We start from the raw sequence: 25,073 nt of genomic DNA on the forward strand, positions 1-25,073 counted from the left end.
CCCTTTGTGGGAAAACGCTAAACACGCCCAGTTCCCGTCAGCACGGTCCGCCGTCGATGACGCGATAGTCCGCGGCGCGGGCTTCGCAGGCATTGGGGAAGGTGCGCAGTTCGCCATGCCGGCGTGCGCACACGGGAGCATATTCGCGGGTGCAGAACGTCTGCTCTTCGCCACCGCCGCCGCCGCCACCGCCGCCGTCGCGGCACGGACCGTCGCGCACGATGCGGTAGCCGGCCCGGTCGGCAAGGCAGGCATTGGCAAAGGTCTGCCGGTCGCCGCCGCGCCGGGCGCAGACCGGCTCGTACTGCCTGCTGCAATACTGCGGTTCGGGCCGTGGCGGACGCGGACGCGGCCCTGGTCCCTCATCGACGACGACAGTGCAGGCGGCAAGAATTGCCGACAGGAACAGGATGGCAAAACCTTGCCGCGAAAAGACTGTCGCCAGAAACTTCATGTTGATCTCTCCCTCGATCCCGTCCCGGGAAGACGATCCTTGCCATTCCATTGCCAAATGCAACCCCCGTTTGCAGCCTCCCGCCGGAAACGATGCGCGGAGCCATGGCACCCATCAGCCCCATCCCGCTGGCGGCCACGACATCTGGCCCATTCGTGGCTGCGCTCTGGGCCGATGACCCGGCCGGCAACCAAGCCTATGTCGACCCGCATCGATGCTCAGGTCAGTCGATCCATGCGTCGGGATGCGCCCATTGTGGCGGCCCGCGGCGCTATCTTGCAACCTTCACGTTTCCGTGCGATAAATTCCGTGTTCGGGCATTTGCGACCCGGAGAGCGGAACGTTTTGGACGACCTTTCCCCGATACTGTGAATCTCTGACGGCCCCGTTTTCGGCGGGGGGTTTGACCATGCGCCAATGCATGACTGCCGAAGCAACCACCGGGACTTGCCCATTGCGCCAGGCGGCGGGCAGGACCACCAGACTGAACGGGTGAAGGAGTTTCCCCAATGGCCCAGACCGGCACCGTTAAATTCTTCAACGCGACCAAAGGCTTCGGTTTCATCACGCCCGATGGCGGCGCCAAGGATGTGTTCGTCCATATTTCCGCGATCGAGGCCTCCGGCCTGCGCACGCTCGTCGACGGCCAGAAGGTCACCTTCGACGTCGAGCCGGATCGCATGGGCAAGGGCCCCAAGGCGGTAAACCTCCGCGCTGCCTGAGCCATCGGGCGCCGTGCGTCCCTGACGCATGACGGAGGCTCCAATGCCTGGACCTGGCTTGGAGAGGGATTTGAATTTGAAAGGCGCGGCGGTTTTCGTCGCGCCTTTTTCATGCCGCGAGGTCTGCCAGATGCATGTCGCTCCAAGTGCGCGGTGGTCTTGAGACAAACGGCATTCATAAAAACAAAGACTTAAACGGGCGTCGTCTGAATCCCTTCAAACGCGACGCACTTTAGCAGCCCCGAAAACTTTCTCTTGCCGATGGCGCTAAAATAAAGGACAAATTTCCATTCGGGCATTTGCCGGCCCGAGACTGGACTTTATGGGACCAAAGGAGCTTCCCATGCCGCAGACCGGCACCGTCAAATTCTTCAACCATGCCAAAGGCTTCGGCTTCATCACGCCCGATGATGGCGCGAAGGATGTTTTCGTCCATATTTCAGCCGTGCAGGCGTCGGGCCTTCCTGGTCTTGAGGATGGCCAGAAAGTGTCCTTCGACACGGAACCGGACAAGCGTGGCAAGGGCCCGAAGGCCGTCAACCTATCGGTTGGCTGAACCGGCTCCAGACCGGCGACGGCTCCGGCTGAATAGCCCCGTTCCCTGCAGGGGTCTTTGACGCCTGTTTTGGATATTGTGCGTCGAAATCCGTTCAGCCCCCGTTCAGCCATGGTCGTATATTAGTCTTTGGTAAAGCCGGACCGCATCCCCCGAAACTTGCGCGGGCTGGCACGAAGGAGACCGACATGAATCGAATTTTCAAGACCGCTGTCCTGTCCGCTGCCGTGGTCRCAACCACGCTCGCGACCTTGCCCGCTGCCTACGCGGATGAGTGGCGCCATCACGGGCATCACGACAACGGCGATGCAATCGCCGCCGGCGTCCTCGGACTCGCGGCCGGCGCGCTGATCGGTGGTGCGTTGGCCAATGACGGCCCCCCGCCCTATGCTGACCGCTACTACGATGACGGTTACTACGAGCGTGACGTCGTGGTCCGCCCGGCACCGGTGCGCCGCTACTATGCAGAACCGAGGGTCGTCTACAATGAAGGCTACGCTCAGCCCTGGACGCGTGACTGGTACGACTATTGCTCGGACCGCTACCGTACCTTCAATGCCCGCACCGGCACGTTCACCGGCAATGACGGCGAACAGCATTTCTGCACGGCGAACTAAGACCTAAGGCATCCCTGCCCCAATGAAAGCGCTGACCGCAAGGTCGGCGCTTTTTGTTGTTGGGTTTGATCGTCCCGGATATCTCTTGAGATCGGCGCCGCCCCTCCTCAGCCTGCCGGCACCTTTTCCCAGTGAAGTACGGGGAGAACGGATCGGCTGCAACATAGGCGCTCTTAAGTCAGAAAAGGGTTGGTCCGCCGCTCCTCGCCGAAGCGTCCGCCGGGACCATGGCCGCAGATGAAGCCGATGTCGTCGCCGAGCGGCAGGAGCTTGTCCTTGATCGAGGCGATCAGCGCCGCGTGGTCGCCGCCCGGCAGGTCGGTGCGGCCGACCGAGCCCCGAAACAGCACATCGCCGACATGGGCGAACTTGGCCGCGCGGTTGTAGTATACGACATGGCCAGGCGCGTGGCCGGGGCAATGCAACACCTCGAACACATGCGAGCCGAACGACACGGTCTCGCCTTCGGTCAGGAACCGGTCGGGCACGCAGTTGAGCGCGCCGGCGATGCCGTACCGCCTGCCCTGGTTTTCCAGATTGTCGAGCAACGGCTTGTCGGCCTCATGCGGGCCGATGATCTCGACGCCGAGCGCCTCCTTCAACTCCATGGCGCCGCCGGCATGGTCGATATGGCCATGCGTTATCCAGATCGCCCCGGCTGATATCGCGTTGTCCTTCAGCGCCGCCAGCACCTTGTCGATGTCACCGCCCGGATCGACGACGACACCCTGCTTGTCGTCCATGTCGAACAGGATGGTGCAATTCTGCTGGAACGGTGTGACCGGCACGATGCCGGCATTGAGCTGACCCATGATCGTCCTTTCGCTATTCCAGCGTGATGTAACGGCGCGGGCGAAGGGCGTCCACCCCTCGACAGACGAACGGTCAGTCGCTCCGAAAACGAAAATGGGCGGCCGAAGCCGCCCACTTAGAACGCCTAGACCGAATAGCTTACTTCTTCATGGCACCCATGACTGCGCCGAGAATGCCGGTCAGGATCGCGCCGCCGCCGGCACCGCCGACGATGTTGTTGAGATTCAGCGCGCTGCCGAGACCGCTCGTTGCTGCTGCCGCGGCCGCCGGATCGACCGCGCCGCCGCCAAGCACGAGGCCGAGGATCGCCGCACCGCCGACGCCGCCAATGGCTCCGCCCAGGATCTTCGGAAGCTGACCCAACGCCGCCGTCTTGAGCGCCGCACCGACCGCCTGACCACCGATGATACCCGTAATCACCTGTACAATGATCGGAAGAAGCGTGTTCATGTCCATATGATTAGTCCCTCCATAGCTGCCAGCCTTCCGGGCCGACGCCATCATGAGACGCCGAATTGGACGAAAGTCAAATGCACAAACGCTTAAATAAAAGGGGCGGCCTCTAAACCGCCCCTGCTTGCTCGAAAAGCTGTGACTTTCGTTATTCTGCTGCAATCGCGTGCTTGGGCTGAACCGCTGCAGAATAGTCATTCATAAGGTTCTTGGCGATTTCACCGACCTCGAATCGGTAAGGTCCGATCTCCGAAACCGGCGTTACTTCCGCTGCCGTCCCGGTCAGGAAGCATTGCTCGAAGCCCTCGAGTTCTTCCGGCATGATGGCGCGTTCGATCACTTCCAGGCCGCGATCCTTGGCCAGGCCGATGACCGTGCGGCGGGTGATGCCGTCGAGGAAGCAGTCGGGCTTGGGCGTGTGGATCTTGCCGTCCTTGACGAAGAAGATGTTGGCGCCGGTCGCTTCCGCGACCTGGCCACGCCAGTCGAGCATCATGGCATCGGCGTAGCCCTTGGCCTCGGCGGCGTGCTTGGACATGGTGCAGATCATGTAGAGGCCGGCGGCCTTCGACTTGGACGGCGCCGTGCGCGGGTCGGGCCGGCGCCATTCCGCCACGTCGAGGCGGATGCCTTTCAGCTTCTGCGCCGGATCGAAATAGCTCGGCCACTGCCAGATGGCGATGGCGCAGTTGATGCGGTTGTTCTGCGCTGAAACGCCCATCTGTTCACTGCCACGCCAGGCGATCGGCCGGACATAGGCGTCCTGGAAACCTTGCTTCTTCAAAAGCGTGGTGGAAGCGTCGTTGAGCTCGGCCACCGAATAGGGGATCTTGAAGCCGAGCAGGCGCGCCGATTCATGCAGGCGCTCGGTGTGTTCGTTGAGCTTGAAGATCTCACCGCCATAGGCGCGCTCGCCCTCGAAGACGGCGCTGGCGTAGTGCAGCCCATGGGTCAGGACGTGGATCTTGGCGTCACCCCATTGGACGAACGCGCCATTCATCCAGATGAAGCCGTCCAGTTGATCGAAGGGAACGGATGCCATGGTAACCTCCCGCGGGCGCCAGCCCGCATAGTGTTGTATCGTTGTGTGTTTCGTGTCGGCCGCGCAAAGCGGCCTTTATGCTGGAGCGTAGGCGGATAATTGCGCTCTGGCAAACTCAGGAAGTTCCGGAAAAACCGGCCTCTCTTGCCTTTTCGTTCGCAATCCGCCCAAAAGCTTGTCAAAAATTACCATTGCCGGGAAATTACGTCAATAGTACTGACATAATCTCTCTTTCAAGCGGAGAAATGATGACGGATCGAAGCCACGCAGCCGGGAAACCGATCAGGACGGCGATCACCGACGAGGACGGCATCGATTTCGCCATCATCGAACTGCTCTTCTTCGCCTATCGGGACTTCACCTCCGATCCGGATCAGATCCTGGCCGATTATGGCTTCGGCCGAGCCCACCACCGGGTGCTGCATTTCGTCAACCGCAGGCCAGGCCTGACGGTTGCCGAACTGCTCGACGTGCTGAAGATCACCAAGCAGAGCCTGGCGCGGGTGCTCAAGCAATTGATCGACACCGACCATGTCGTGCAGTTGCAAGGCCCTCGTGACCGCCGCCAGCGCGAGCTTTATCCGACAGCCAAGGGCCGCGCGCTGGCGCTGGCGCTGGCGCGGCCACAGTCGCGCCGCATCCATGCTGCATTGGGAGATTCCGGGATAACCGAACGGACCCTGGTTGAACGGTTCCTCGAGGCGATGGTCAATCCGGAACTGAGAGCGCAGATCGACGTTGGGTCCGCAAAAATGTCAGGGAAAAGCCATGGAGAGCACTGAAAGGGTCGATCATGCGGCCGCACCGGACGACGACGCGCCGCATTTGCTCGTCGTCGACGACGACACCCGCATCCGCAATCTTCTCAAGCAGTATCTGACCGAAAACGGCTTTCGCGTCACCGTCGCCGGCAATGCCGGCGAAGCCAGGCGCAAGCTTGCCGGCCTCGACTTCGATCTTCTGATCCTCGACGTGATGATGCCCGGTGAAACGGGCGTCGACCTGACCAAGTCGCTGCGCGCAGAAAAGAACGTGCCGATCCTGATGCTGACGGCGCTGTCGGAAACCGACAGCCGCATCACCGGCCTCGAAGCCGGCGCCGACGACTATCTGCCGAAACCTTTCGATCCGCGCGAGCTGATCCTGCGCATCAACAACATCCTGCGCCGCGGCGGTCCGGCGACAACGCCGAAGGTCGAGCAACTGGTCTTCGGCCCTTACACGTTCCAGATCGCCAGGCGCGAATTGAAGCGCGGCGGCGAGGCGCTGAAGCTGACCGACCGCGAGCAGGAGATCCTGGCGATCTTCGCCGCGCGAGCAGGTGAGACGATCCCCCGCCACGAGCTTGTCGGCGACGATTCGGAAGTCGGCGAGCGCACCATCGACGTCCAGATCAACCGGCTGCGCCGCAAGATCGAGCGCGATCCGTCCAATCCGGTGTGGTTGCAGACCATGCGCGGTATTGGGTATCGGCTCAGCGTGGAATAGAATGCCGCCTGCGGCCGGTCGAACGGTTGCGGGCAAACGAAAAGAGCGAATGGCAACCACGGAACTGCAACAGCCGGGCAATAACGGCTTGAGCGCACGCGCCGCGCGTACGCTCAAGGCGGTGCCGCGTGCCTGGAACCGGTTCTGGCGCCTCGTTTCGCTGTATATGCCGAAGCGGCTCTATGCCCGCTCGCTGATCATCGTCATCGCGCCGATGATCCTGCTGCAATCGGTGGTCGCCTTCGTCTTCATGGAACGCCATTGGGCAACCGTGACGCAGCGTCTGTCGCAAGCCACCGTACGCGACATCGCYGCCATCATCGACATGATCGAAACCTATCCGCACGACGCCGACTACGCCAACATCATCCGGATCGCCCAGGACCGCATGCAGTTGAAGGTCGACCTCTTGCCGCCCGACCCGCTGCCCGCGCCCGGGCCCAAGCCCTTCTTCTCGATCCTCGACGATGTTCTCTCGGCCGAAATCACCCGCCAGATCAACCGCCCGTTCTGGATCGACACGGTCGGCAATTCCAACATCGTCGAGGTGCGCGTCCAACTCGAGGGCAAGGTGCTGCGCGTCTTCGTGCGGCGCAGCCAGGCCTATGCCTCGAACACCCACATCTTCCTGATCTGGATGGTCGGCACCTCGCTGGTGCTGTTGATGATCGCCATCCCCTTCCTGCGCAACCAGATCCGGCCCATCCTGACGCTCGCCGAGGCGGCCGAAAGCTTCGGCAAGGGCCGGCCGATGCCGCGCGATTTCCGGCCGCGCGGCGCCGAGGAGGTTCGCCGCGCCGGCTTTGCCTTCATCCAGATGCGCGAGCGCATCGAACGCCAGATCGAGCAACGCACCGCCATGCTGACCGGCGTCAGCCATGACCTGCGAACCATTCTCACCCGCTTCAAGCTGCAACTGGCGCTGGCCGGCGGCAAGGCCGAGACCAAGGCGGCGCTCGACCAGGACATCGACGATATGCAGTCGATGCTCGAAGGCTACCTCGCCTTTGCCCGTGGCGAGGCTTCCGAGGATGCCGGGCGGTTCGATCTCGAGGCCTATTTCCAGAAGCTTGACGAGGAAGCCGGATTGCGCAAGCGCAAGCTGTCGACGACGCTTATTGGCGACCGTGATGTGCATGTGCGGCCGAACGCCTTTGCCCGGCTGCTGTCCAACGTCATCGGCAACGCCTTCCGCTATGCCAGGACGGTGGAGGTCAACGCCAACCATGGCCGCGGCTCGCTGCTGGTCACCATCGACGACGATGGCCCCGGTATTCCGCTCGACAGGCGCGAAGACGTGTTCAAGCCCTTCGTGCGGCTCGACGAAGCTCGCAACCTCGATGCCAGCGGCACGGGGCTCGGCCTGTCGATTGCCCGCGATATCGCACGCAGCCATGGCGGCGACATCACCCTCGACGACAGCCCGCTCGGCGGCCTGCGCGCCGTCATCAAGGTTCCGGCCTGACCGGAGCATGATTCCGAAAAGCGGAAACCGGTTTTCTCGGACAAACGGAAACTGTTTGTCCAGATATCATGCTTAGCTAGACGACTGCTTCATCCGCCCGTCATGAAACCATGGTGAAGAGCGCGCATGAAGCGCGCGACCTCACTTGATTCGGCCTTGCCGCCTCACTTCGATCCCGCGCCCGCCCGGGTGCGCTGGAGCGAAGCGAGAGCCGCAGGCTGGTCGCCGTTCCGGCATCGTCTCAAGGCAACAGTCGACCTTTCGAGCAAAGGGCCGCCATGCGCATATTGATGGTCACCGACGCCTGGCGCCCACAGGTCAATGGCGTCGTCCACACGCTGGAACGACTGACCGAGACGCTGAAATCCTTCGATGTCGCGGTGGATTTCCTGACACCCAACATCTTTCGCACGCTGCCCTTGCCGACCTACCCCGACATCCGGCTGGCGCTGACCACGCCCGGCCATGTCGCGCGCCTGATAGAAGCCGGCAAGGCAGACCATATCCACCTCGTCACCGAGGGACCACTGGGCATCATGGCGCGACGCTATTGCCGCAATGCCGGCCGGCCGTTCACCACCAGCTATCACACCCGTTTTCCCGAATATCTCAGCGCCCGCCTGCCGGTGCCAGAAAGCTGGGCCTATCGCTGGCTGCGCGATTTCCACAATTCCGGCCAGGGCACGCTGGTCGCCACGCAGTCGCTCGCCGACGATCTTGCCTCGCGTGGCTTCAACAAGCTTCGCCCCTGGACACGTGGCGTCGACACCGGCCATTTCCGACCGGACAAGAAGAAGGATCTCGGCTTTCCCGGCCCGATCTTCCTTTGCGTCGGCCGCGTCGCCATCGAAAAGAACCTCTCGGCCTTTCTCGACCTCGATCTGCCCGGCAGCAAGGTGATCGTCGGCGAGGGTCCGGAACTGGCCAAGCTGAAGGCAAAATATCCGCAAGCGCATTTCCTTGGCCATCGTCCCAATGACGAACTGGCCGAGATCTACGCCTCGGCCGACGTCTTCGTCTTCCCCAGCCGCACCGACACGTTCGGCAATGTCATCATCGAGGCGCTGGCCAGCGGCACGCCGGTCGCCGCCTATCCGGTGACCGGTCCGATCGACATCGTCGGCGACGGCTTTGGCGGCGCGGTGTCGACCGACCTGCGCGAGGCAGCACTCGCCGCCCTCAACGTCGACCGCGCCGAGGCGCGCGAACGCGCCATGCGCTACAGCTGGAAAGCCTGCGCCGAACTGTTTCTCGACACGGTCGAGGAAGCGCTGGGCATGCCGCGGAAACTGGCTGCCTGAGAAGTATCGCGGCCTCAGGATGTGTCGAGATTCAGATCAGGCCGAGCTGAGAATGGCGGGCTCCGAGAGCCGTTTGGTGCGTGAGCACCGGAAGCGCTGGAGACCGCCGTTCGCAAGCCGGCCTCACCTGAATATCAGCACGTCCTAAAAAAGCCGCCCGCCATCCGGCACCCTGCGCTCGATGGCGCCGAGCACCACGGCACCCTCCTCGTCGGGAAAGCCGAGCGTCAGCACTTCCGACATGAACGGGCCGATCTGGCGTGGCGGGAAATTGACCACCGCGAATACCTGCCGGCCGATCAGCGTCTCGGGCGCATAATACTTGGTGATCTGCGCCGACGATTTCTTGATGCCGATGTCGGCGCCGAAATCGATCTTCAACTTGAACGCCGGCTTACGTGCTTCGGGAAACGGCTCGGCCTCGACGATCGTGCCGGCGCGGATGTCGACACGATCGAAGTCGGCAAAACTGATCTCGGGCTTGCGCGCGCTGCTCGAACTCATCTCTGTCTTGTCTGCCCTGCCGTCGCTCTAGAGCATGATCCCGAAAAGTGGACCCCAGTTTTCTCGGACAAACGGAAGCCGTTTGTCCAGAGATGATGCTCAAACAATGAGATAGAGCCCCATCCCGATTCCATCGGGGTGGAACGGGCTCTAGGCGTTGCCGTAGGTCTCGAACAGCACGCCAGCCAGCGCGTCCTTAGCCGAGGTTCCCGACCAGACGACGAACTGGAACGCCTGGAAATAGCATTCGCAGGCTTCCAGCGCCGACGACAGCAGCACCTCGACCTGCTGGCTCGACGGCTCGACACCGCCGGCCAGGAGCAGCGACTGGCGGAACATGATCGCGCCTTCCTGCTCCCAGAGGTCGAAATGGCCGAACAGCATCTGTTCGTTGATGAGCGACAGCAGCCGCATCACTTCCAGTGCGCGGGCCTCCGGCACCTTGATGTCGAAGGCGCAGGCCAGGTGCAGCGCCTCGAAATCCTCCATCCACGAGAAGGAGACGTGATAGTCGGTCCAGCTGCCGGCAACCGAGATCGAAATCTCGTCATCACCGGCCCGCTCAAAGGACCAGTCGTTGTTGTGGGCCACCTGCTCGATAACATCCACCGGATGGATTTCGCGGGAGAATTCGAGTTCGAGAAGTTCCATGGAATGCTTCCTGTCGTTCTGAGGAGCGCCGCCACACGCTCCGCGGGAGGGCACACACAACGAACAATCTTGTCTAGAACTCGGACGGCCAGGACTTCTCGACGCAAAGACCCCCAGACCGGACCCCACCGCCCGGCCACATGACCCTGCTCCGAATCATGCAACAAATTCAGTCTATTGATCGGGAGTCGCGTGAACAGCCCAATTTTTCGCACTGCGTCATTCGCATGTGGAAAGCCGCTGTCACAAAGATTCATGCAACGCCGTTAAGCGATTCACGGCAAAGCGCTTTTCAGGATCGGGCTATGTGGAAAAGTTTAATGATTATTTTTTTGCGCGGGGCTTTGCCGCCGCCGCCGGTGCGGCCTGTCCGGTCAATTCGGCAAGCTTCGCTTCGAGCGCCTCGATACGCTCTGCAAGGCGGGTGTTTTCTTCCCGGGCCTTGGCGGCCATCTCGCGCGCCGCCTCGAACTCTTCGCGCTGCACCACGTCCATGGTGTTGAGGATGCGTTCGGCCTGGCCCTTGAAGGCGGTCTCGACCTCGCGACGCACGCCTTGGGCGGCCCCGGCGGCATCGGTCATCAGCTTGGCGAATTCATCGAGAATGCGGTTCGGTCCGGTCGACATGGCAAATCCTCGCTTACCGTTATTTGAGTTAGTAGCGCTGCACTTGGAATGCAAGCATGTTGCGCCCTGCTGCGGCATCAAGTCGGGCGCGTCCGCCTTGCCTTGACCCTGCCAAAACCCTGCCGCATGGTCCGCGCCCAAATACGATCGCAACCGAGAGTTCCCTGTTGAACGACAATTTCCTGCTGCCGCTGGCCTCCCTGCCCTTCCCCAACATCAACCCGATCCTCATCCAGATCGGGCCGCTGGCGGTACATTGGTACGGCGTCGGCTACATCGTCGGCATCCTGTTCGCCTGGTGGTACGCCAAGCGGCTCGCCGCCAATGCGAAGCTGTGGCCGAACGGCGTCCTGCCGATGAAGCCGGAGGACCTCGACGACTTCATCGTCTGGGCGGCCATCGGCGTCGTGCTGGGCGGCCGCACCGGCTACGTGCTGTTCTACGACCTGCCGCGCTACATCGCCCACCCGCTCGATATCTTCGCGGTCTGGCAGGGCGGCATGTCGTTCCATGGCGGCCTGCTCGGCGTCACCCTCGCCATGACGCTGTTTTCCATCAAGCGCGGCATCCGCACCTGGTCGCTGTTCGACGTGGTGGCGGCCGGCGTGCCGGTTGGCCTTGGCCTGGTGCGCGTCGCCAATTTCATCAATTCCGAGCTCTGGGGGCGCCCCACCGACGTGCCCTGGGCGATCGAGTTCCCCAATGGCGGGCCGTTTGCCCGCCATCCGAGCCAGCTCTATGAGGCACTGCTGGAGGGCGTGGTGCTGTTCCTCGTCCTGCGCATCCTCACCCATTCGCGCCTCAAGCTGAAGACGCCGCGTTTCGTCGGCGGCGCCTTCATCTGCGGCTACGGCCTGTCGCGCATCTTCGTCGAGTTCTTCCGCGAGCCCGACCAGCAGCTCGGCTATCTCCTCGGCACCAACTGGCTGACCATGGGCATGATCCTGTCGTCGCCGATGGTGCTGGTCGGCATCTGGGCGATGGTGACCGCCAAGCCGGTGCCACAACCGCAGCCGGCATGACACGGCTGAAGACCCGCATCGTCGGCCTGATCGAGGCGTCGGGGCCGCTTCCCGTCAACGAATACATGGCGCTGTGCCTGTTCGACCCCGTGGACGGCTACTACACGACGCGCGAACCCTTTGGCGCGGCCGGCGACTTCATCACCGCGCCCGAGATCAGCCAGATGTTCGGCGAACTCGTCGCCATCTGGCTCTACCAGGCCTGGCTGGCCAGCGGCCGGCCGCTGCCGGTCACCATCGCCGAGATCGGTCCTGGCCGCGGCACGCTGATGAAGGACATGCTGCGCACGCTGTCGCGGCTTGATCCTGATCTGGCCAATGGCGCCGCCTTCGCCATGATCGAGACCAGCCCACGCCTGACAGAAGTCCAGAAACAGACGCTGGGCACGACGCCATTCGCGGTCGATTGGCACGAAACCATCGACACTCTGCCGCAACAGCCGCTGTTCATCGTCGGCAACGAATTGTTCGATGCCGTGCCCATCCGCCAGTTCGTCCGCGCCGGCGCCGGCTGGCGCGAACGCGTGGTCGGTCTGGACGAGACCAGCGAGCTGCGCTTCTTCGCCGGCGCCGGCTCGGTCGACCCGACGCTGCTGCCTGACGACGCCACCGACGCGCCGCCAGGCGCGATCGTCGAGGTCGCGCCGGCACGCGCAGCCCTGATGGCGACCATTGCCGAACGCATAATTACGCATGGCGGAGCCGGCCTGTTCGTGGACTATGGCCACCTCCGGCCAGGTGTCGGCGACACGCTGCAGGCTCTGCGCAGGCACGATCACGAAGATGTGCTGGCCAATCCCGGCGAGGCCGACCTGACGACCCACGTCGATTTCGCCGCTCTTGCCGCAACCGTCCGCGCGCATGGGCTCGACGCCCATCTGTCGACGCAAGGCGGCTTCCTGCTCGGCATGGGCATTCTCGAGCGTGCCGGCCGGCTCGGCGCCGATGCCGACCAGACGGCGCGCGACAAGATCGCCGACGACGTCGAACGCCTCGCCGGCGCGCAAGCCATGGGCGAGCTGTTCAAGGTGCTTGCCGTGCTGCCACGCGACATGGCCGTCCGGCCCTTTGCCACGGCGGATTGACTTTTCACTGCCGCCTCTCCCAATCTCCCGTCCGGCAAGCACCGTTCGGACCGCCAGCCGAACTCTGATCCGCCTTCTTGTCGAAAAGCACTTCTTCTTGACGAAACCGCCCACACGGACAACAACGCCCGCATGCTGAATCAGACCAAACCGGATCCCGTTCGGTCGGCCCTGCTGGACAAGGCGCAGGCGCATGGCATCCGCCACGGCTATTTCACCCGCCTCGGCGGTGTTTCCAGCGGCATCTACCAGGGCCTCAACATCGGCACCGGATCGAATGACGACCAGGCGCTGGTCGCCGAGAACCGCAGCCGTGTCGCCGCCTGGATGGGCGTGCCGGCGAACCATCTGCTGACCGCCTGGCAGGTCCATTCGCCCGATGTCATCATCGTGCGCGAGCCCTTTGCCGGCGAGCGGCCCAAGGCCGACGCCATCGTCACCGACCGGCCGGGCATCGCCATCGGTGCCTCGACCGCCGATTGCGGCCCGGTGCTGTTCGCGGATGCGCAGGCGCGCATCATCGGCGCCGCGCATGCCGGCTGGAAAGGCGCCTTCACCGGCGTGCTGGAAAACACCATCCTCGCCATGGAAAGCCTCGGTGCCAGCCGCGAAAACATCGTTGCCGTGCTCGGCCCTTCGATCGGCCCTGAAAACTATGAGGTCGGGCCGGAATTCGTCGCCCGTTTCGTCGAGGCCGACGCTGAGACCATCCGCTATTTCGTGCCCTCCGCCAACGCCGGCCATGCGATGTTCGACCTCAATCGCTACACGGTCGACCGGCTGGCTAAGGCCGGCGTGACGGCCGAGGGCCTCGGCCGCTGCACTTATGCCGAGGAAGATCTGTTTTACTCCTACCGGCGCACCACGCACCGCAAGGAGCCCGATTACGGCCGGCAGGTTTCGGCAATCGTTTTGGAGAAGCAATAATGGCGCTGCATTTTGAACGTTCGGAATTTGATGCGCGGCGCGACCGGCTGATGATCGAGATGGCCGAGAAGAAGCTCGACGCTATCCTGCTGTTCGCCCAGGAAAGCATGTACTGGCTGACCGGCTACGACACGTTCGGCTTCTGCTTCTTCCAGTGCCTGGTGGTGAAGGCCGATGGTTCGATGGTGCTGTTGACCCGCTCGGCCGACCTGCGCCAGGCGCGCCAGACCTCGATCATCGACAACATCGTCTTGTGGACCGATCGCAACGGCGCCAATCCGGCTGTCGACCTGCGCAATCTGCTCAACGAGCTCGACCTGCTCGGCGCCCGCATCGGCGTCGAATACGACACCCACGGGCTGACCGCCTACAATGGCCGGCGGCTGGACGAACAGCTACAGACCTTTGGCCAGATCGCCGACGCGTCCGGCATCGTCGGCCGGCTGCGCCTGTTCAAGAGCCCGGCCGAAATCGCCAGGGCCGAGAAGGCCGCCAACCTTTCCGACGACGCGCTCGACGCAGCCTTGCCGCTGATCAAGCAGGGCGGCGACGAAGCATTGATCCTGGCAGCCATGCAGGGGGCGATCTTTGCCGGTGGCGGCGACTATCCGGCCAACGAGTTCATCATCGGCTCCGGCGTCGATGCGCTGCTGTGCCGCTACAAGTCCGGCCGCCGCAAGCTGACCAAGAACGACCAGCTGACACTCGAATGGGCCGGCGTCTTCAATCACTACCATGCGCCGATGATGCGCACGGTGCTCACCGGCAAGGTCTCGAAGCGCCATCAGGAGCTGTTCGACGCCGCCCGTGCAGCACTTCTGGCCGTCGAGAAGGCGATGACGCCTGGCAACAGCTTCGGCGACGTGTTCGACGCCCATGCCCGCACCATGGAGGCGCACGGCCTGACCAAGCACCGGCTGAACGCCTGCGGCTATTCGGTCGGCGCCCGCTTCACCCCGTCCTGGATGGACATGCCGATGTTCTACCAGGGCAACCCCGAGCCGATCGCGCCGCACATGACGCTGTTCGCCCACATGATCATCATGGATTCCGACACCGAGACGGCGATGACGCTTGGCCGCACCTACCTGACCACCGAATCCCAGCCGAAGCCGCTGTCCCGCCATGATCTCGACTTGATCGTACAGTGAATCCACAATGGGAGGCGTGCTTCGCCAAGGAGTTAGAAGGCAAATGAGACGATCGCATGTGACGACCGTGTCATTGCTTGTGGCATTGGCTCTTGCCGCCTGCACCAACGCAAAGGACGTTCTCGAACCGTCAGCCATCACCCCGCCGGCGACCTCGACGCCGTCGACGCCCGGCGCCGACCCCGCCATTGCGGGCAATCCCGCAACCACCGCCACGCCGGTCACACCAGCCCAGAGTGCTGCCATCCTGTCGAAGACCCGCCTGCAGATCGCGCCGATCGTCGGTGCTTCGGTGGAAGCCGCCACACCGCTGACCGCCGAATTGCAGACGCGCGCCAGGCAACGTGGCATCACGCTTGCCGGCAGCACCGACCAGACCGCTACCCATGTGCTCAAGGGTTATTTCTCGGCGATATCGGAAGGCAAGGACACCACCGTCATCTATGTCTGGGACGTCTACGACCCGGCCGGCAACCGGCTGCACCGCATCAACGGCCAGCAGAAGGCAGCTTCGACAAAATCCGGCGACAGCGGGGGCGGCGATAGCTGGAAAGGGGTCTCACCGGCGACTATGCAGGCAATCGCCGACCAGACCATCGACCAGTTCGCGGCCTGGCTCGGCGGCAAGGCGGGCTGAGGTGTTGCCCACTGGCGATGGCGCGAGGCTTTCTTGAGATTAGCCGGCGGATTCCCGATCTCGGCGCTTGCAATACCGGCGCGGGCCGCTAAAAGCCCGGTTAAAAGGTGCAGGAGAGTCTGTCTGATCTCTCCATCCTCCACCAGGAACGGTGTATGAAACTCTTCGCGGGCAATTCCAACAGGGTGCTGGCCGAAGCGGTCGCCCGCTATCTCAACATCCCGCTGGGCAAGGCCAGTGTCAGGCGCTTCGCCGACCAGGAAATCTTCGTCGAAATCCAGGAAAATGTGCGCGGCGAGGATGTCTTCATCCTGCAGTCGACCTCGTTCCCGACCAATGATCACCTGATGGAACTGCTCATCATGATCGATGCCTTCATGCGCTCGTCGGCCAAGCGCATCACGGCGGTGATTCCCTATTTCGGCTACGCCAGGCAGGACCGCCGCGCCTCCGGCCGCACGCCGATCTCGGCCAAGCTGGTCGCCAACATGATCACCCGCGCCGGCGTCGACCGTGTTCTGACGCTCGACCTGCATGCCGGCCAGATCCAGGGCTTTTTCGATATCCCGACCGACAATCTGTTTTCGGTGCCGGTCATGGCCCGCGACGTGAAGGCGAAGTACAAGCAGCTCGGCAATGTCGTGGTGGTGTCGCCCGACATCGGCGGCGTGGTGCGCGCCCGTGCGCTGGCCAAGCGCTTCGACGCGCAGCTGGCCATCGTCGACAAGCGCCGCGAGCGTCCGGGCGAATCCGAAGTCATGAACATCATCGGCGCCGTTGCCGGCAAGGATTGCCTGCTGATCGACGACATCGTCGATTCCGGCGGCACGCTGTGCAATGCCGCCGATGCGCTGCTGGCCAACGGCGCCACCAGCGTCACCGCCTACATCACCCACGGTGTCCTGTCGGGCGGCGCCGTCGCCCGCATCAGCGGCTCGAAGCTGCAGGAACTGGTGATCACCGATTCCATCCAGCCGACCCAGGGCGTGCTCGACGCTCCGAACATCCGCGTCATCTCGATCGCCGACCTGATGGGCGAAGCCATCTCGCGCACGGCGACCGAGGAATCGGTGTCGAGCCTCTTCGACTAGGCCTGTCTCGAAACAGCTTCAAACCTCGAAATAACTCGGGCCGTCGAGGTCGGTAATCAACCCCGGCTGCGTAGGCTGCCATCCCAGCACTTGCCTGGTCTGCTCGCTGGAAGCAGGCCAATCCATGCCGAAGAAGTGGCCGAGGAAGCCGAAATGGTCGGCTGCTTCCTCGCGGTTTTTGGAGACCACCGGCAGGTTCAACCGGCTGCCGATGATCTCGGCGATCTCCCGCGTCGGCACACCCTGGTCGGCAACGCCGTGGTATCTGGCTCCTCCGGCGCCCTTCTCGAGCGCCAGCCTGAAGAGCGTAGCGGCGTCCAACCGGTGCACTGCAGGCCAGCGGTTCGCCCCATCGCCAAGATAGGCCGAAACGCCTTTTTGACGCGCGATGGCGATCAGCATCGGTACGAAGCCATGATCGCCGTCGCCGTGAACCGAGGGCGAAAGACGAACCGCCGAGGCACGCACGCCGCGTGCCGCCAGCGCTTCGGCCGTGACTTCCGAGGCGCGGGGATAGGAAGCGGATGGAGGAACAGGCGCGTCGTTCTCACTCGCCACGTGACCGGCCGGCGTCAGCAGCGCCAGTCCGGAGGTGACAAGCAAGGGCCGCTCGGAGCCTTCGAGTTCCGCCCCGAGCGTCTCAATGGCGCGCCGGTCCGCCTCGCAATTCGCCGCGAATTTCGAGAAGTCATGGTTGAAGGCGGTGTGGATGACGCCATCCGAAAGCGCCGCTCCACTGCGCAGGCTCTCCAGGTCCTCGATATCGCCACGATGCGCCTCGGCGCCCGCAGCGGTAACCGACCTCGCACCTGCATCCGAACGGACGAGGCCAAGCACCTGATGGCCCGCTCCAACGAGCTCCCGCACAACCGCTGAACCGACAAAACCGGTGGCACCGGTGACAAATACACGCATCGCGATTTCTCCTTTGTTTGCTCAAGGGCCGTATGGACAGCCCGTTGCCGAAGGAGATACGGGATTGAGGAAATACGATCTATGCTGTAAAGTCCGTATTATCTTCGCAATCGTCCGGAATGCTCATGGATCCGCTCTCAGACGTGCTGTCGCTGCTGAAGCCGCGCAATTACCTGTCCGCCGGGCTGGAGGCCGGTGGCGACTGGTCGATCCAGTTCCCCGACCAGCAGGCAGCCATCAAATGCGGTGCCGTGGTATCCGGCCGATGCTGGCTGTCCGTGGACGGCGTCGCGGATGCGGTGCGGCTGGAGACGGGTGACTGTTTCCTGCTGCCTCGCGGGCGTCCTTTCCGCCTTGCCAGCGACATGGAGCTGCCATCGGTCGATGCCCGCACCATCTTTTCCCCCGCACGCACCGGTGGCATCACCTTGCATAAGGGCGGCGGCGATTTCCTTCTCGTCAGCAGCCGCTTTGCCCTATCCGGGGACCATGCCGGCATCCTGTTGCGGATGCTGCCGCCAATCGTTCACATCCGCAGCGACTCCGATCATTCGGCGCTGCGCTGGCCGGTGGAGCGGATGATGCAGGAATTGCGCGAGCGGCGGCCGGGTGGCTTTCTCATCGTCGAGCATCTGGCCCACATGATCCTGATCGAGGCCTTGCGCCTGCATATGGCCGAGGGCTTGCGGGGCGGCGTCGGCTGGCTGTTTGCGCTGGCCGACAAACAGATCGGCGCGGCGATCGGCGCCATGCACGAAGACCCGGCGCATGGCTGGACATTGCAGGCGCTGGCCGAGCGCGCCGGCATGTCGCGGTCGACCTTTGCGCTGAAATTCAAGGCGATGGTCGGCGCTTCCCCGATGGACTACCTGACGCGCTGGCGCATGCTCTTGGCCGGCGACAGGCTGGCGAGTTCCAGCGATCCTGTTTCCGTCATTGCACTGTCGCTCGGCTACGAATCGGAAAGCGCCTTCAGCACCGCCTTCAAGCGGGTGATGGGCTGTTCGCCGCGCCAACACAGCCGTGGCCGGCCACCGGCTTCCGCCCCGCATGGCGAGGAGATCATCCTTACCAGCCAGCCCGAGCCGGTCGCGGGCTAAATGGCCGCGCATAACGCCGAAATCATGGGCTTTCCAGTCGAAGCGCAGCGCTTGGCCGACGTATGCTTTCGCCGCTGTCACGCGCACCGCGCATGTAGCCGCGCGGCGACGCGCCCAGCATGCGCTTGAACATGGTGATGAAGGCCGGCACGCTGTCATAGCCGAGATCGAGTGCCACCCTGGTGATTGGTTCCCCGTCGGCCAGCCGTGGCAGTGCTGCGAACAGGCAGGCCTGCTGGCGCCATGTCGACAGCGACAGGCCGGTCTGACGCTGGAAGGCGCGGGTGAAGGAACGGCGGCTCATGCCGGCGGCGTCAGCCCATTCGTCGATCGTCGCATGCGGCGAAGGGGCCGCCACGAACCGCCGGCAGAGTGCCGCGAGCCTGGGATCGGACGGGAACGGCAGGCCGAGCGGCCGTTCCGGCAGGGTCGGGATTTCATGCAGCAGGAGATTCATGATCAGCCCGCCACGGCCTTCCAGCACGCCACCTTGCGGCAGCTTCTCGGACTCCACGATCAGGCTGTGCATCAGGTCGGTGACGCCGACGACGCGCAAGCCTTCCGGCAGCCCCGGAATAGCCTGGGGCATCACATAAACCGAACGCATCGAGACATCGCCCAGCATCTCGACCGAATGCTCGGTGCCGGCCGGAATCCACATCGCGTGATCGGGCGGCACCATCCAGCGCCCATGCCGCGTCGTCACCAGCACGACGCCGACCAGCGCGTGCAGCAGCTGGTTGCGGCTGTGGCGGTGTTGCGGCACATGGTAGCCGTCGGGATATTCGGTCGGCAGCGCCACCGCCGGCCCGACTGCTTGCTCCAGCCACAGCCAGCGGCGCTCGTGCAATTGCTCGAGGTTGGCATTGCCCGCGTGAAAGATTTCCCTGCCATGCGGCATTGGGTATGGCCCACTTGCGAAACTATTGGACCAAACCACGAAAGAAGTCGCGCCGCAAGCGGCTTATAAGGCAACCGTCCTAGTGCGGTGCAGGAGCGTCCGCCAGAGTTGCCCGCGGGCGTGCCCGCCAAAAAGACCACGGAGCCTACCTTGACCGATACGACAGCCGCCAGCGTCGCGCCACCAGCGACCGTCAGTCACGCTTCAGCCCAAGCGACGGCCTTCACCGTCATCCTGGCGGTAAGCTTCTGCCACGGCATCAACGACATCATGCAGTCGCTGCTATCGGCCATCTATCCCTTGCTGAAAGAGAATTACGGCCTCGACTTCTGGCAGATCGGCCTCCTGACCTTCACCTTCCAGGTGACCGCATCGCTGCTGCAGCCGGTGATCGGCATGGTCACCGACAAGCGGCCGATGCCCTATTCGCTGCCTTATGGCATGGCGTCGTCGCTGATCGGCCTGGTCGTGCTCGCCTATGCCGGGCACTATTCGCTGCTGTTGATCGGCGCCTCGCTGATCGGCATCGGCTCGGCGATCTTCCATCCGGAATCCTCGCGCATCGCCCGCTTTGCGTCGGGCGGCCGCTTCGGGCTCGCGCAGTCACTGTTCCAGGTCGGCGGCAATTTCGGCCAGTCGATGGGGCCGCTGCTGGCTGCCTTCATCGTCGTGCCGTTCGGCCAGACCAGCATCTCATGGTTCGCTGTCGGCTCGCTGATCGGCATCATCGTTCTGTGGCAGGTCGGCGGCTGGTACAGCCGCCTGCGCGCCGCACAGGGCAACCGCAAGACGGCAACCTTCGTCTCGCCCTTCCCGCGCCGCAAGGTGATGAATGCATTGATCGTGCTGACCCTGCTGGTGTTGAGCAAGAACGCCTACATCGCCAGCCTCGCCAGCTACTACACCTTCTATTCCATCCATAAATTCGGCGTTTCCGTGCAGATGTCGCAGGTCATGCTGTTCCTGTTCCTCGGCTCCTCGGCACTCGGCATCCTGCTTGGCGGCCCGTTCGGCGACCGCTACGGGCAGAAGGCGATGATCTGGTTCTCGATCGTCGGCGTGCTGCCCTTCACGCTGGCCCTGCCCTACGCCAACCTCGAATGGACGATGGTGCTGACGGTGCTGATCGGCCTGATCCTGTCGTCGGCCTTCTCCAACATCGTCGTCTTTGCGCAGGAGCTGGTGCCGGGACGTGTCGGCATGATTGCCGGCATCTTCTTCGGCTTCGCCTTCGGCATGGGCGGCATCGCGGCCGCCGTGCTTGGCGTCGTCGCCGACATGAAGGGCATCGAGTTCGTCTTCCAGATCTGCTCGTATCTGCCACTGCTCGGCCTGCTGACGGTGTTCCTGCCGAACATGCGGGAAGCCAGGAAGGCGGAGGCGGCGATCAGCTGATATTAGCCAGTCTTCAGGATTTTGACGTGAGGGCGTGGCAGCTGCCACGCCCTCAATGATTCTTTCGTCATTCGCGGGGTATAGGCCTGTTATTGTTCGAAACACGGGCAACAAATGGCGCCGACGGCAAGGCTGGGTCAGCGGACGCTTTCAAGTTGAAAATAAAGTACCGGGCTCGGCGCGACTGATCAGTGCGCAGCGCTCCGCGTCAGGAAAGGCAATCTGTTATGTCCAGGCTTAAAGACAAGGTCGCGCTGATTACGGGTGGCACCAGCGGCATCGGCCTGGTGACGGCGCAACGTTTCATTGAGGAAGGCGCGCGCGTCGCCATCACCGGCACCAATGCGGGCCGTCTCGAGGAGGCGCGCAACATCTTGGGCAATGATGTGCTTGTCATCGCCTCCGACGCCGGAGATGCCGCCGCCCAAAGCGACATTGCCGGGCGGATCGGCGAAACCTTCGGCAAGCTCGACGCTCTCTTCCTCAACGCCGGCATCGCCGATCTGCGGCCGCTTGGCGACTGGACCGAGGCAGCGTTCGACAGGAGCATCGATGTCGACCTCAAGGGACCGTACTTCCTGGTCAAGGCGCTCGTTCCGCTGTTTTCGAACCCGTCATCGATCATCCTCAGCGGCTCGGTCAACGCGCGTATGGGAATGGCAGGAACGCATGTCTATTCGCTGGCCAAGGCTGGCATGATTTCGCTGGCGCGGACGCTGTCGGGCGAACTGATAGGGCGCGGCATTCGCGCCAATGTAATCAGCCCGGGCCCGATCGACACGCCGCTCAATGACAAACTTGGGCTGGATCCGGCAGCGGCGAAGGCCCGTGCAAAAGCGGTGGTCGGCCTGGTGCCCGCGGGCCGTTTCGGAACCGCCGAGGAAATTGCCAACGCGGCGGTGTTTCTGGCCTCGGACGAATGCCCGTTCATGGTCGGTGCGGAAATGCTGATCGACGGCGGCTTGAGCATCGCCTGAGATCGGCAGCGCCTTAGCACCCGCCTGATGGCGGGTGCTTTTGTCTGTGACGTCGAAATATCCTACGCCTTGAAGAAGGCCAGCAGGTCGGCGTTGATAATGTCGGCATGGGTCGTGGCCATGCCATGCGGGAAGCCCTTGTAGACCTTGAGCTCGCCCTTCTTCAGCAGCTTGATGCTCAGCAGTGCCGAGTCGGCGATGGGGACGATCTGGTCGTCGTCGCCGTGCATCACCAGCACCGGCACGTCGATTGTCTTCAAGTCCTCGGTAAAGTCGGTCTCCGAGAAGGCCTTGATGCAATCATAGTGTGCCTTGGTGCCGCCCATCATGCCCTGGCGCCACCAATTGTCGATGACACCTTGCGAGACTTCGGCGCCCGGACGGTTGAACCCGTAGAACGGGCCAGCCGGAACGTCGCRGAAGAACTGGGCGCGGTTGGCTGCCTGGGCGGAGCGAAAACCATCGAAAACCTCGATCGGCAGGCCGCCGGGATTGGCCGGGGTCTTGAGCATGGTCGGCGGCACCGCGCCGATCAGCACCGCCTTGGCGACACGACCACCCGAACCATACTGAGCGACGTACCGCGCCACCTCACCGCCGCCGGTCGAGTGGCCGACATGGATGGCGTCCTTGAGGTCCAGATGCGCCGCCAGTGCCGCGACATCGGCGGCATAGGTGTCCATCTCGTTGCCGATATCCGTCTGGGTCGAGCGGCCATGGCCGCGGCGATCATGGGCAATGACGCGGTAGCCCTTGGACAGGAAGAACAGCATCTGGGCGTCCCAGTCGTCGCTGCTCAATGGCCAGCCGTGATGGAAGACGATGGGCTGACCGGTTCCCCAGTCCTTGTAGTAGATCTGCGTTCCGTCCTTGGTGGTGATCGTGCCGCTGCCGGTGCTGGGCTTGGATTGCAAGGCCTGGTTCATCTCAATCTTCCTTCGATTGTTGTCGCGATAAACAATATCGCGATGTCCACATGCCTAGCGTAGCCCAAACCGCTTGTCCATGGAAATATGTATCGCGATATCATTTTTCGTGGTACAGACTTTGGTGCCTGTCTTGGCAAGAAGGAATCCGCCGTGCCTCTCCCGTTGGACAATCAGCTCTGTTTCACGCTCTACGCCACCAGCATGGCGATCAATCGCACCTACAAGCCGATGCTGGACGAGATGGGCATCACCTATCCGCAATATCTCGTGCTCAATGCGCTGGCAGAGGCCGACGGCATGTCGGTCGGCACCATCGCGCACCGGCTCGCCTTGGAATCGAGCACCGTCACACCGCTGGTGAAGCGGATGGAACAGGCTGGGCTGGTGAGGCGCCAGCGCAGCCAGGTCGACGAGCGCCAGGTGCAGGTCGATCTGACCGCAACCGGGCGCGCGCTGCTTGTCCAGTGCAACTGCCTGAATGAGACCTTGATCGAGCGCTCGGGCATGACGCTGGCACAGCTTGACGCCTTGAACCGGCAGATTCAGGCGCTGCGTGACGCGTTGACCGGCGACCAATAGCCAGCCGCCAAACAGCGGTCTAAGCCAAAAACCGCAGTGCCGCCGCCGGGCACGGCTATCATGCGGACTTAAGCACAGTGAAAGGGCGTTTGCGGAGCGTCCGCTTTGCCTGGAAACTTGCGGCGGGAGCGGGACGGCCGACATGGAAGCCCTGGACCTTGTCTATGCCGAATTCGCGCATAAGGGCCATCTGCTCGTCCGTTTCCACCCCTTCGACCAGGATTTTGTGGCCGCGATTTCGGACCAGGGTAATAATGTCCTGGAGCATTGCCTTGCCGTTCGGGGCGCTGCAGTCGTGCAGAAACGAGCGGTCGATCTTCACCGTGTCGAAATCGATGAGACGAAGCCACGAGAGGCCCGCGAAGCCCGTCCCAAAATCATCGAGCCATATCTTGATGCCGAGCAGCTTCAGGTCGCTGATGCAGCGAAGAATGTCCGAGTGCATCTCCATTTCCAGGCCTTCGGTGATTTCGAAGGCCAGCCTGCTGCCGGCGACGCCGGTCTCGCCCAAAATGGTAGCGACGGACGTTGCGAAGCCAGGTGTCTTGAGCTGAATTGGAGAGACGTTGACACTGACGACGCGGACGTGGTCGTCCGCCAGAAGCTCGGAGCACACCGTCCTTATTGCCCAGCGCCCGAGTTCCAGGATCGCGCCGGTTCGTTCCGCAACGGGAATGAAAAGGCTCGGCGGAACCGACGTACCGTCCAGCATTCTGAGGCGCATCAGAGCCTCTACGGCTTCGACCCGGCCCGATTTGACATCCTGGATAGGTTGATAAACGAGCGAAACGAGATTCTGGCCGATCGCGATCTTCAGCAAGGCCGCGATGTTCTCACTTTCGTCGCTGCTCTGGGGATCGGTCGGATCGAACAGCCGAGCGCAATTTCGACCACCGGCTTTTGCCAGATAGAGCGCGCGGTCGGCTTCGTGGATGATTTTCTCCAGCTTGGCGCCAGTCTGCGTCCTGGTGAATGCAGCGCCAACGCTCACTGTCACAATCGAGACGCCGTCTCGCCGCAGCTCGTGGGTAAGCGCCAGGCCCTCCACCGTACTGCAAATGGCTTCCGCCAGATCCATGATCTGTTCTTTTCTCTCCACGCGAGCCAGGACAATGAATTCTTCCCCGCCATAGCGACCGATCGAGCCACTATACTGCTTGATCATTTCGCTAAGGGCATTGGCGACATGGATCAGGCAGCGGTCGCCTTCCTGATGGCCGTAGCAGTCATTGAACTTTTTGAAGAAGTCCACGTCGATGAGGATCGCCCCAAAACTGGTACCAACCCGTTGCCAATCGCTCCAGTAATCCCGCAGTTTTTCGTCGATCGCCCGCCGATTTTCGAGACCCGTAAGCGGATCGGTCCGCGACAGTCTCAGCAGGGCCTTGCCTCGTTCGGTCGCCTCGTTGTGCTGAATTTTGGCTTCCAGGGCGTTCAGGAAGACGTTGTAGCGCTCCTCATTCAGTTTCCAGTTCACATATGAGGTGAATGTGAAGCAGGAAATGTAGAAGGTCCCAAACACCAACTTGTATGTTAGCGTGGAAGGCACAAAGTAGTTTACGACATACAATATGCATAGGATTATAGTTGAAGTTATAATAGAAACTTTGAATCTGAACGTAAAGAAGAGATTGGCACTCATCATGAAGATGGTGCCGAAGACCATATAAT

Annotated in this window: 28 protein-coding genes; 17 read left to right on the plus strand and 11 right to left on the minus strand. The window is 62.7% G+C overall.

The window, feature by feature from the left end:
* Nucleotides 1-37: 37 nt before the first annotated feature.
* Nucleotides 38-454 carry a Kazal-type serine protease inhibitor family protein gene (locus AC1D0I_RS15585; RefSeq protein WP_477396179.1) on the minus strand — a complete coding sequence of 139 codons (417 nt, stop codon included), beginning with the start codon at nt 452-454 and terminating at the stop codon, nt 38-40.
* Between the two features lie 509 nt (nt 455-963).
* Here AC1D0I_RS15585 and AC1D0I_RS15590 point away from each other — a divergent pair.
* The 3 genes from AC1D0I_RS15590 to AC1D0I_RS15600 all read left to right on the plus strand — a co-directional run bounded on the left by AC1D0I_RS15590 (nt 964) and on the right by AC1D0I_RS15600 (nt 2,349).
* On the plus strand, nt 964-1,176 hold the full coding sequence (locus tag AC1D0I_RS15590; protein ID WP_006202520.1) for a cold-shock protein: 213 nt from the start codon (nt 964-966) through the stop codon (nt 1,174-1,176).
* Nucleotides 1,177-1,519: 343 nt separating this feature from the next.
* Entirely contained in the window at nt 1,520-1,732 is a 213-nt protein-coding gene (locus tag AC1D0I_RS15595; protein ID WP_013530020.1) for a cold-shock protein, read from the plus strand.
* 188 nt (nt 1,733-1,920) lie between these two features.
* Nucleotides 1,921-2,349 (plus strand): BA14K family protein, encoded by a 429-nt coding sequence (locus AC1D0I_RS15600; RefSeq protein ID WP_477396181.1) that lies wholly within the window; start codon nt 1,921-1,923, stop codon nt 2,347-2,349.
* A 173-nt stretch (nt 2,350-2,522) separates the two neighbouring features.
* Here AC1D0I_RS15600 and AC1D0I_RS15605 read toward each other — a convergent pair whose 3' ends face one another.
* From AC1D0I_RS15605 to AC1D0I_RS15615, 3 genes are all read right to left on the minus strand, one after another.
* Nucleotides 2,523-3,161 (minus strand): MBL fold metallo-hydrolase, encoded by a 639-nt coding sequence (locus tag AC1D0I_RS15605; protein ID WP_477396183.1) that lies wholly within the window; start codon nt 3,159-3,161, stop codon nt 2,523-2,525.
* Nucleotides 3,162-3,300: 139 nt separating this feature from the next.
* Nucleotides 3,301-3,618 (minus strand): hypothetical protein, encoded by a 318-nt coding sequence (locus tag AC1D0I_RS15610; protein ID WP_477396185.1) that lies wholly within the window; start codon nt 3,616-3,618, stop codon nt 3,301-3,303.
* A gap of 145 nt (nt 3,619-3,763) precedes the next feature.
* Nucleotides 3,764-4,657, minus strand: a complete 894-nt coding sequence (locus AC1D0I_RS15615) for a branched-chain amino acid aminotransferase (protein ID WP_095090875.1) — start codon at nt 4,655-4,657, stop codon at nt 3,764-3,766.
* A 248-nt stretch (nt 4,658-4,905) separates the two neighbouring features.
* Here AC1D0I_RS15615 and AC1D0I_RS15620 point away from each other — a divergent pair, with 248 nt between their 5' ends.
* The 4 genes from AC1D0I_RS15620 to AC1D0I_RS15635 all read left to right on the plus strand — a co-directional run bounded on the left by AC1D0I_RS15620 (nt 4,906) and on the right by AC1D0I_RS15635 (nt 8,911).
* Nucleotides 4,906-5,439 carry a MarR family winged helix-turn-helix transcriptional regulator gene (locus AC1D0I_RS15620; protein ID WP_167392346.1) on the plus strand — a complete coding sequence of 178 codons (534 nt, stop codon included), beginning with the start codon at nt 4,906-4,908 and terminating at the stop codon, nt 5,437-5,439.
* Complete coding sequence (locus AC1D0I_RS15625) at nt 5,426-6,145, plus strand: response regulator (RefSeq protein ID WP_477396187.1); 720 nt, start codon at nt 5,426-5,428, stop codon at nt 6,143-6,145. The genes AC1D0I_RS15620 and AC1D0I_RS15625 overlap by 14 nt, the downstream gene beginning before the upstream one ends.
* Nucleotides 6,146-6,194: 49 nt before the next feature.
* Nucleotides 6,195-7,610, plus strand: coding sequence for an ATP-binding protein (locus AC1D0I_RS15630; RefSeq protein WP_477396189.1), 1,416 nt, complete (start codon nt 6,195-6,197; stop codon nt 7,608-7,610).
* A 278-nt stretch (nt 7,611-7,888) separates the two neighbouring features.
* Nucleotides 7,889-8,911 carry a glycosyltransferase family 4 protein gene (locus AC1D0I_RS15635; protein ID WP_457151537.1) on the plus strand — a complete coding sequence of 341 codons (1,023 nt, stop codon included), beginning with the start codon at nt 7,889-7,891 and terminating at the stop codon, nt 8,909-8,911.
* 144 nt (nt 8,912-9,055) lie between these two features.
* Here the strand turns inward: AC1D0I_RS15635 and AC1D0I_RS15640 are convergent, their stop codons facing one another.
* From AC1D0I_RS15640 to AC1D0I_RS15650, 3 genes are all read right to left on the minus strand, one after another.
* Entirely contained in the window at nt 9,056-9,415 is a 360-nt protein-coding gene (locus AC1D0I_RS15640) for a tRNA-binding protein (protein ID WP_477396191.1), read from the minus strand.
* Nucleotides 9,416-9,565: 150 nt separating this feature from the next.
* Nucleotides 9,566-10,066, minus strand: a complete 501-nt coding sequence (locus AC1D0I_RS15645; RefSeq protein ID WP_006202532.1) for a type III secretion system chaperone family protein — start codon at nt 10,064-10,066, stop codon at nt 9,566-9,568.
* 324 nt (nt 10,067-10,390) lie between these two features.
* Entirely contained in the window at nt 10,391-10,693 is a 303-nt protein-coding gene (locus AC1D0I_RS15650) for an accessory factor UbiK family protein (RefSeq protein ID WP_095090869.1), read from the minus strand.
* A gap of 167 nt (nt 10,694-10,860) precedes the next feature.
* On the opposite strand from AC1D0I_RS15650, the gene lgt reads away from it, so the two are divergent.
* The 6 genes from lgt (at nt 10,861) to AC1D0I_RS15680 (ending at nt 16,606) form a co-directional block, all read left to right on the plus strand.
* A complete protein-coding gene (gene lgt, locus AC1D0I_RS15655; protein WP_477396193.1) occupies nt 10,861-11,715 on the plus strand; it encodes a prolipoprotein diacylglyceryl transferase in 855 nt (284 codons plus the stop codon).
* Nucleotides 11,712-12,800, plus strand: coding sequence for a class I SAM-dependent methyltransferase (locus tag AC1D0I_RS15660; RefSeq protein WP_477396195.1), 1,089 nt, complete (start codon nt 11,712-11,714; stop codon nt 12,798-12,800). The genes lgt and AC1D0I_RS15660 overlap by 4 nt, the downstream gene beginning before the upstream one ends.
* A 132-nt stretch (nt 12,801-12,932) precedes the next feature.
* Complete coding sequence (gene pgeF, locus AC1D0I_RS15665) at nt 12,933-13,727, plus strand: peptidoglycan editing factor PgeF (protein WP_477396197.1); 795 nt, start codon at nt 12,933-12,935, stop codon at nt 13,725-13,727.
* Nucleotides 13,727-14,878, plus strand: a complete 1,152-nt coding sequence (locus tag AC1D0I_RS15670) for a M24 family metallopeptidase (RefSeq protein ID WP_477396199.1) — start codon at nt 13,727-13,729, stop codon at nt 14,876-14,878. The genes pgeF and AC1D0I_RS15670 overlap by 1 nt, the downstream gene beginning before the upstream one ends.
* Before the next feature lie 43 nt (nt 14,879-14,921).
* Nucleotides 14,922-15,515, plus strand: coding sequence for a hypothetical protein (locus tag AC1D0I_RS15675; RefSeq protein WP_477396201.1), 594 nt, complete (start codon nt 14,922-14,924; stop codon nt 15,513-15,515).
* A 155-nt stretch (nt 15,516-15,670) separates the two neighbouring features.
* The gene (locus AC1D0I_RS15680; RefSeq protein ID WP_019860650.1) at nt 15,671-16,606 is read left to right on the plus strand and encodes a ribose-phosphate pyrophosphokinase; all 936 of its coding nucleotides are present in this window, start codon (nt 15,671-15,673) and stop codon (nt 16,604-16,606) included.
* Between the two features lie 18 nt (nt 16,607-16,624).
* Here AC1D0I_RS15680 and AC1D0I_RS15685 read toward each other — a convergent pair whose 3' ends face one another.
* The gene (locus AC1D0I_RS15685) at nt 16,625-17,521 is read right to left on the minus strand and encodes an SDR family oxidoreductase (RefSeq protein ID WP_477396203.1); all 897 of its coding nucleotides are present in this window, start codon (nt 17,519-17,521) and stop codon (nt 16,625-16,627) included.
* A 125-nt stretch (nt 17,522-17,646) separates the two neighbouring features.
* Here AC1D0I_RS15685 and AC1D0I_RS15690 point away from each other — a divergent pair, with 125 nt between their 5' ends.
* Nucleotides 17,647-18,621: an AraC family transcriptional regulator gene (locus AC1D0I_RS15690; protein WP_477396205.1), complete on the plus strand. Its 975-nt coding sequence runs from the start codon at nt 17,647-17,649 to the stop codon at nt 18,619-18,621.
* 22 nt (nt 18,622-18,643) lie between these two features.
* Here AC1D0I_RS15690 and AC1D0I_RS15695 read toward each other — a convergent pair whose 3' ends face one another.
* The gene (locus tag AC1D0I_RS15695) at nt 18,644-19,522 is read right to left on the minus strand and encodes an AraC family transcriptional regulator (protein WP_477228207.1); all 879 of its coding nucleotides are present in this window, start codon (nt 19,520-19,522) and stop codon (nt 18,644-18,646) included.
* A gap of 150 nt (nt 19,523-19,672) precedes the next feature.
* On the opposite strand from AC1D0I_RS15695, the gene AC1D0I_RS15700 reads away from it, so the two are divergent.
* Together AC1D0I_RS15700 and AC1D0I_RS15705 are read left to right on the plus strand one after the other, a co-directional pair.
* Nucleotides 19,673-20,917, plus strand: coding sequence for an MFS transporter (locus AC1D0I_RS15700; RefSeq protein WP_477396207.1), 1,245 nt, complete (start codon nt 19,673-19,675; stop codon nt 20,915-20,917).
* A gap of 227 nt (nt 20,918-21,144) precedes the next feature.
* Nucleotides 21,145-21,894: an SDR family oxidoreductase gene (locus AC1D0I_RS15705; protein WP_477396209.1), complete on the plus strand. Its 750-nt coding sequence runs from the start codon at nt 21,145-21,147 to the stop codon at nt 21,892-21,894.
* Nucleotides 21,895-21,956: 62 nt separating this feature from the next.
* Here AC1D0I_RS15705 and AC1D0I_RS15710 read toward each other — a convergent pair whose 3' ends face one another.
* Entirely contained in the window at nt 21,957-22,820 is an 864-nt protein-coding gene (locus AC1D0I_RS15710; protein ID WP_477396211.1) for an alpha/beta fold hydrolase, read from the minus strand.
* Between the two features lie 153 nt (nt 22,821-22,973).
* Here AC1D0I_RS15710 and AC1D0I_RS15715 point away from each other — a divergent pair, with 153 nt between their 5' ends.
* Nucleotides 22,974-23,402, plus strand: coding sequence for a MarR family winged helix-turn-helix transcriptional regulator (locus AC1D0I_RS15715; protein ID WP_477396213.1), 429 nt, complete (start codon nt 22,974-22,976; stop codon nt 23,400-23,402).
* A gap of 58 nt (nt 23,403-23,460) precedes the next feature.
* Here AC1D0I_RS15715 and AC1D0I_RS15720 read toward each other — a convergent pair.
* Nucleotides 23,461-25,073: putative bifunctional diguanylate cyclase/phosphodiesterase (locus AC1D0I_RS15720; protein WP_477396215.1), on the minus strand; the 1,613-nt coding region annotated here is incomplete at its 5' end.

The sequence above is a fragment of the Mesorhizobium sp. P2_D1 genome, from assembly GCF_056404455.1.

What these genes read in the sequence shown, in the direction of transcription:
- AC1D0I_RS15585 (WP_477396179.1), bottom strand. Translation starts at nt 454, where the DNA reads ATGAAGTTTCTGGCGACAGTCTTTTCGCGGCAAGGTTTTGCCATCCTG.
- AC1D0I_RS15590 (WP_006202520.1), top strand. Translation starts at nt 964, where the DNA reads ATGGCCCAGACCGGCACCGTTAAATTCTTCAACGCGACCAAAGGCTTC.
- AC1D0I_RS15595 (WP_013530020.1), top strand. Translation starts at nt 1,520, where the DNA reads ATGCCGCAGACCGGCACCGTCAAATTCTTCAACCATGCCAAAGGCTTC.
- AC1D0I_RS15605 (WP_477396183.1), bottom strand. Translation starts at nt 3,161, where the DNA reads ATGGGTCAGCTCAATGCCGGCATCGTGCCGGTCACACCGTTCCAGCAG.
- AC1D0I_RS15610 (WP_477396185.1), bottom strand. Translation starts at nt 3,618, where the DNA reads ATGGACATGAACACGCTTCTTCCGATCATTGTACAGGTGATTACGGGT.
- AC1D0I_RS15615 (WP_095090875.1), bottom strand. Translation starts at nt 4,657, where the DNA reads ATGGCATCCGTTCCCTTCGATCAACTGGACGGCTTCATCTGGATGAAT.
- AC1D0I_RS15620 (WP_167392346.1), top strand. Translation starts at nt 4,906, where the DNA reads ATGACGGATCGAAGCCACGCAGCCGGGAAACCGATCAGGACGGCGATC.
- AC1D0I_RS15625 (WP_477396187.1), top strand. Translation starts at nt 5,426, where the DNA reads ATGGAGAGCACTGAAAGGGTCGATCATGCGGCCGCACCGGACGACGAC.
- AC1D0I_RS15635 (WP_457151537.1), top strand. Translation starts at nt 7,889, where the DNA reads ATGCGCATATTGATGGTCACCGACGCCTGGCGCCCACAGGTCAATGGC.
- AC1D0I_RS15640 (WP_477396191.1), bottom strand. Translation starts at nt 9,415, where the DNA reads ATGAGTTCGAGCAGCGCGCGCAAGCCCGAGATCAGTTTTGCCGACTTC.
- AC1D0I_RS15645 (WP_006202532.1), bottom strand. Translation starts at nt 10,066, where the DNA reads ATGGAACTTCTCGAACTCGAATTCTCCCGCGAAATCCATCCGGTGGAT.
- AC1D0I_RS15650 (WP_095090869.1), bottom strand. Translation starts at nt 10,693, where the DNA reads ATGTCGACCGGACCGAACCGCATTCTCGATGAATTCGCCAAGCTGATG.
- AC1D0I_RS15660 (WP_477396195.1), top strand. Translation starts at nt 11,712, where the DNA reads ATGACACGGCTGAAGACCCGCATCGTCGGCCTGATCGAGGCGTCGGGG.
- pgeF (WP_477396197.1), top strand. Translation starts at nt 12,933, where the DNA reads ATGCTGAATCAGACCAAACCGGATCCCGTTCGGTCGGCCCTGCTGGAC.
- AC1D0I_RS15670 (WP_477396199.1), top strand. Translation starts at nt 13,727, where the DNA reads ATGGCGCTGCATTTTGAACGTTCGGAATTTGATGCGCGGCGCGACCGG.
- AC1D0I_RS15675 (WP_477396201.1), top strand. Translation starts at nt 14,922, where the DNA reads ATGAGACGATCGCATGTGACGACCGTGTCATTGCTTGTGGCATTGGCT.
- AC1D0I_RS15680 (WP_019860650.1), top strand. Translation starts at nt 15,671, where the DNA reads ATGAAACTCTTCGCGGGCAATTCCAACAGGGTGCTGGCCGAAGCGGTC.
- AC1D0I_RS15685 (WP_477396203.1), bottom strand. Translation starts at nt 17,521, where the DNA reads ATGCGTGTATTTGTCACCGGTGCCACCGGTTTTGTCGGTTCAGCGGTT.
- AC1D0I_RS15690 (WP_477396205.1), top strand. Translation starts at nt 17,647, where the DNA reads ATGGATCCGCTCTCAGACGTGCTGTCGCTGCTGAAGCCGCGCAATTAC.
- AC1D0I_RS15695 (WP_477228207.1), bottom strand. Translation starts at nt 19,522, where the DNA reads ATGCCGCATGGCAGGGAAATCTTTCACGCGGGCAATGCCAACCTCGAG.
- AC1D0I_RS15705 (WP_477396209.1), top strand. Translation starts at nt 21,145, where the DNA reads ATGTCCAGGCTTAAAGACAAGGTCGCGCTGATTACGGGTGGCACCAGC.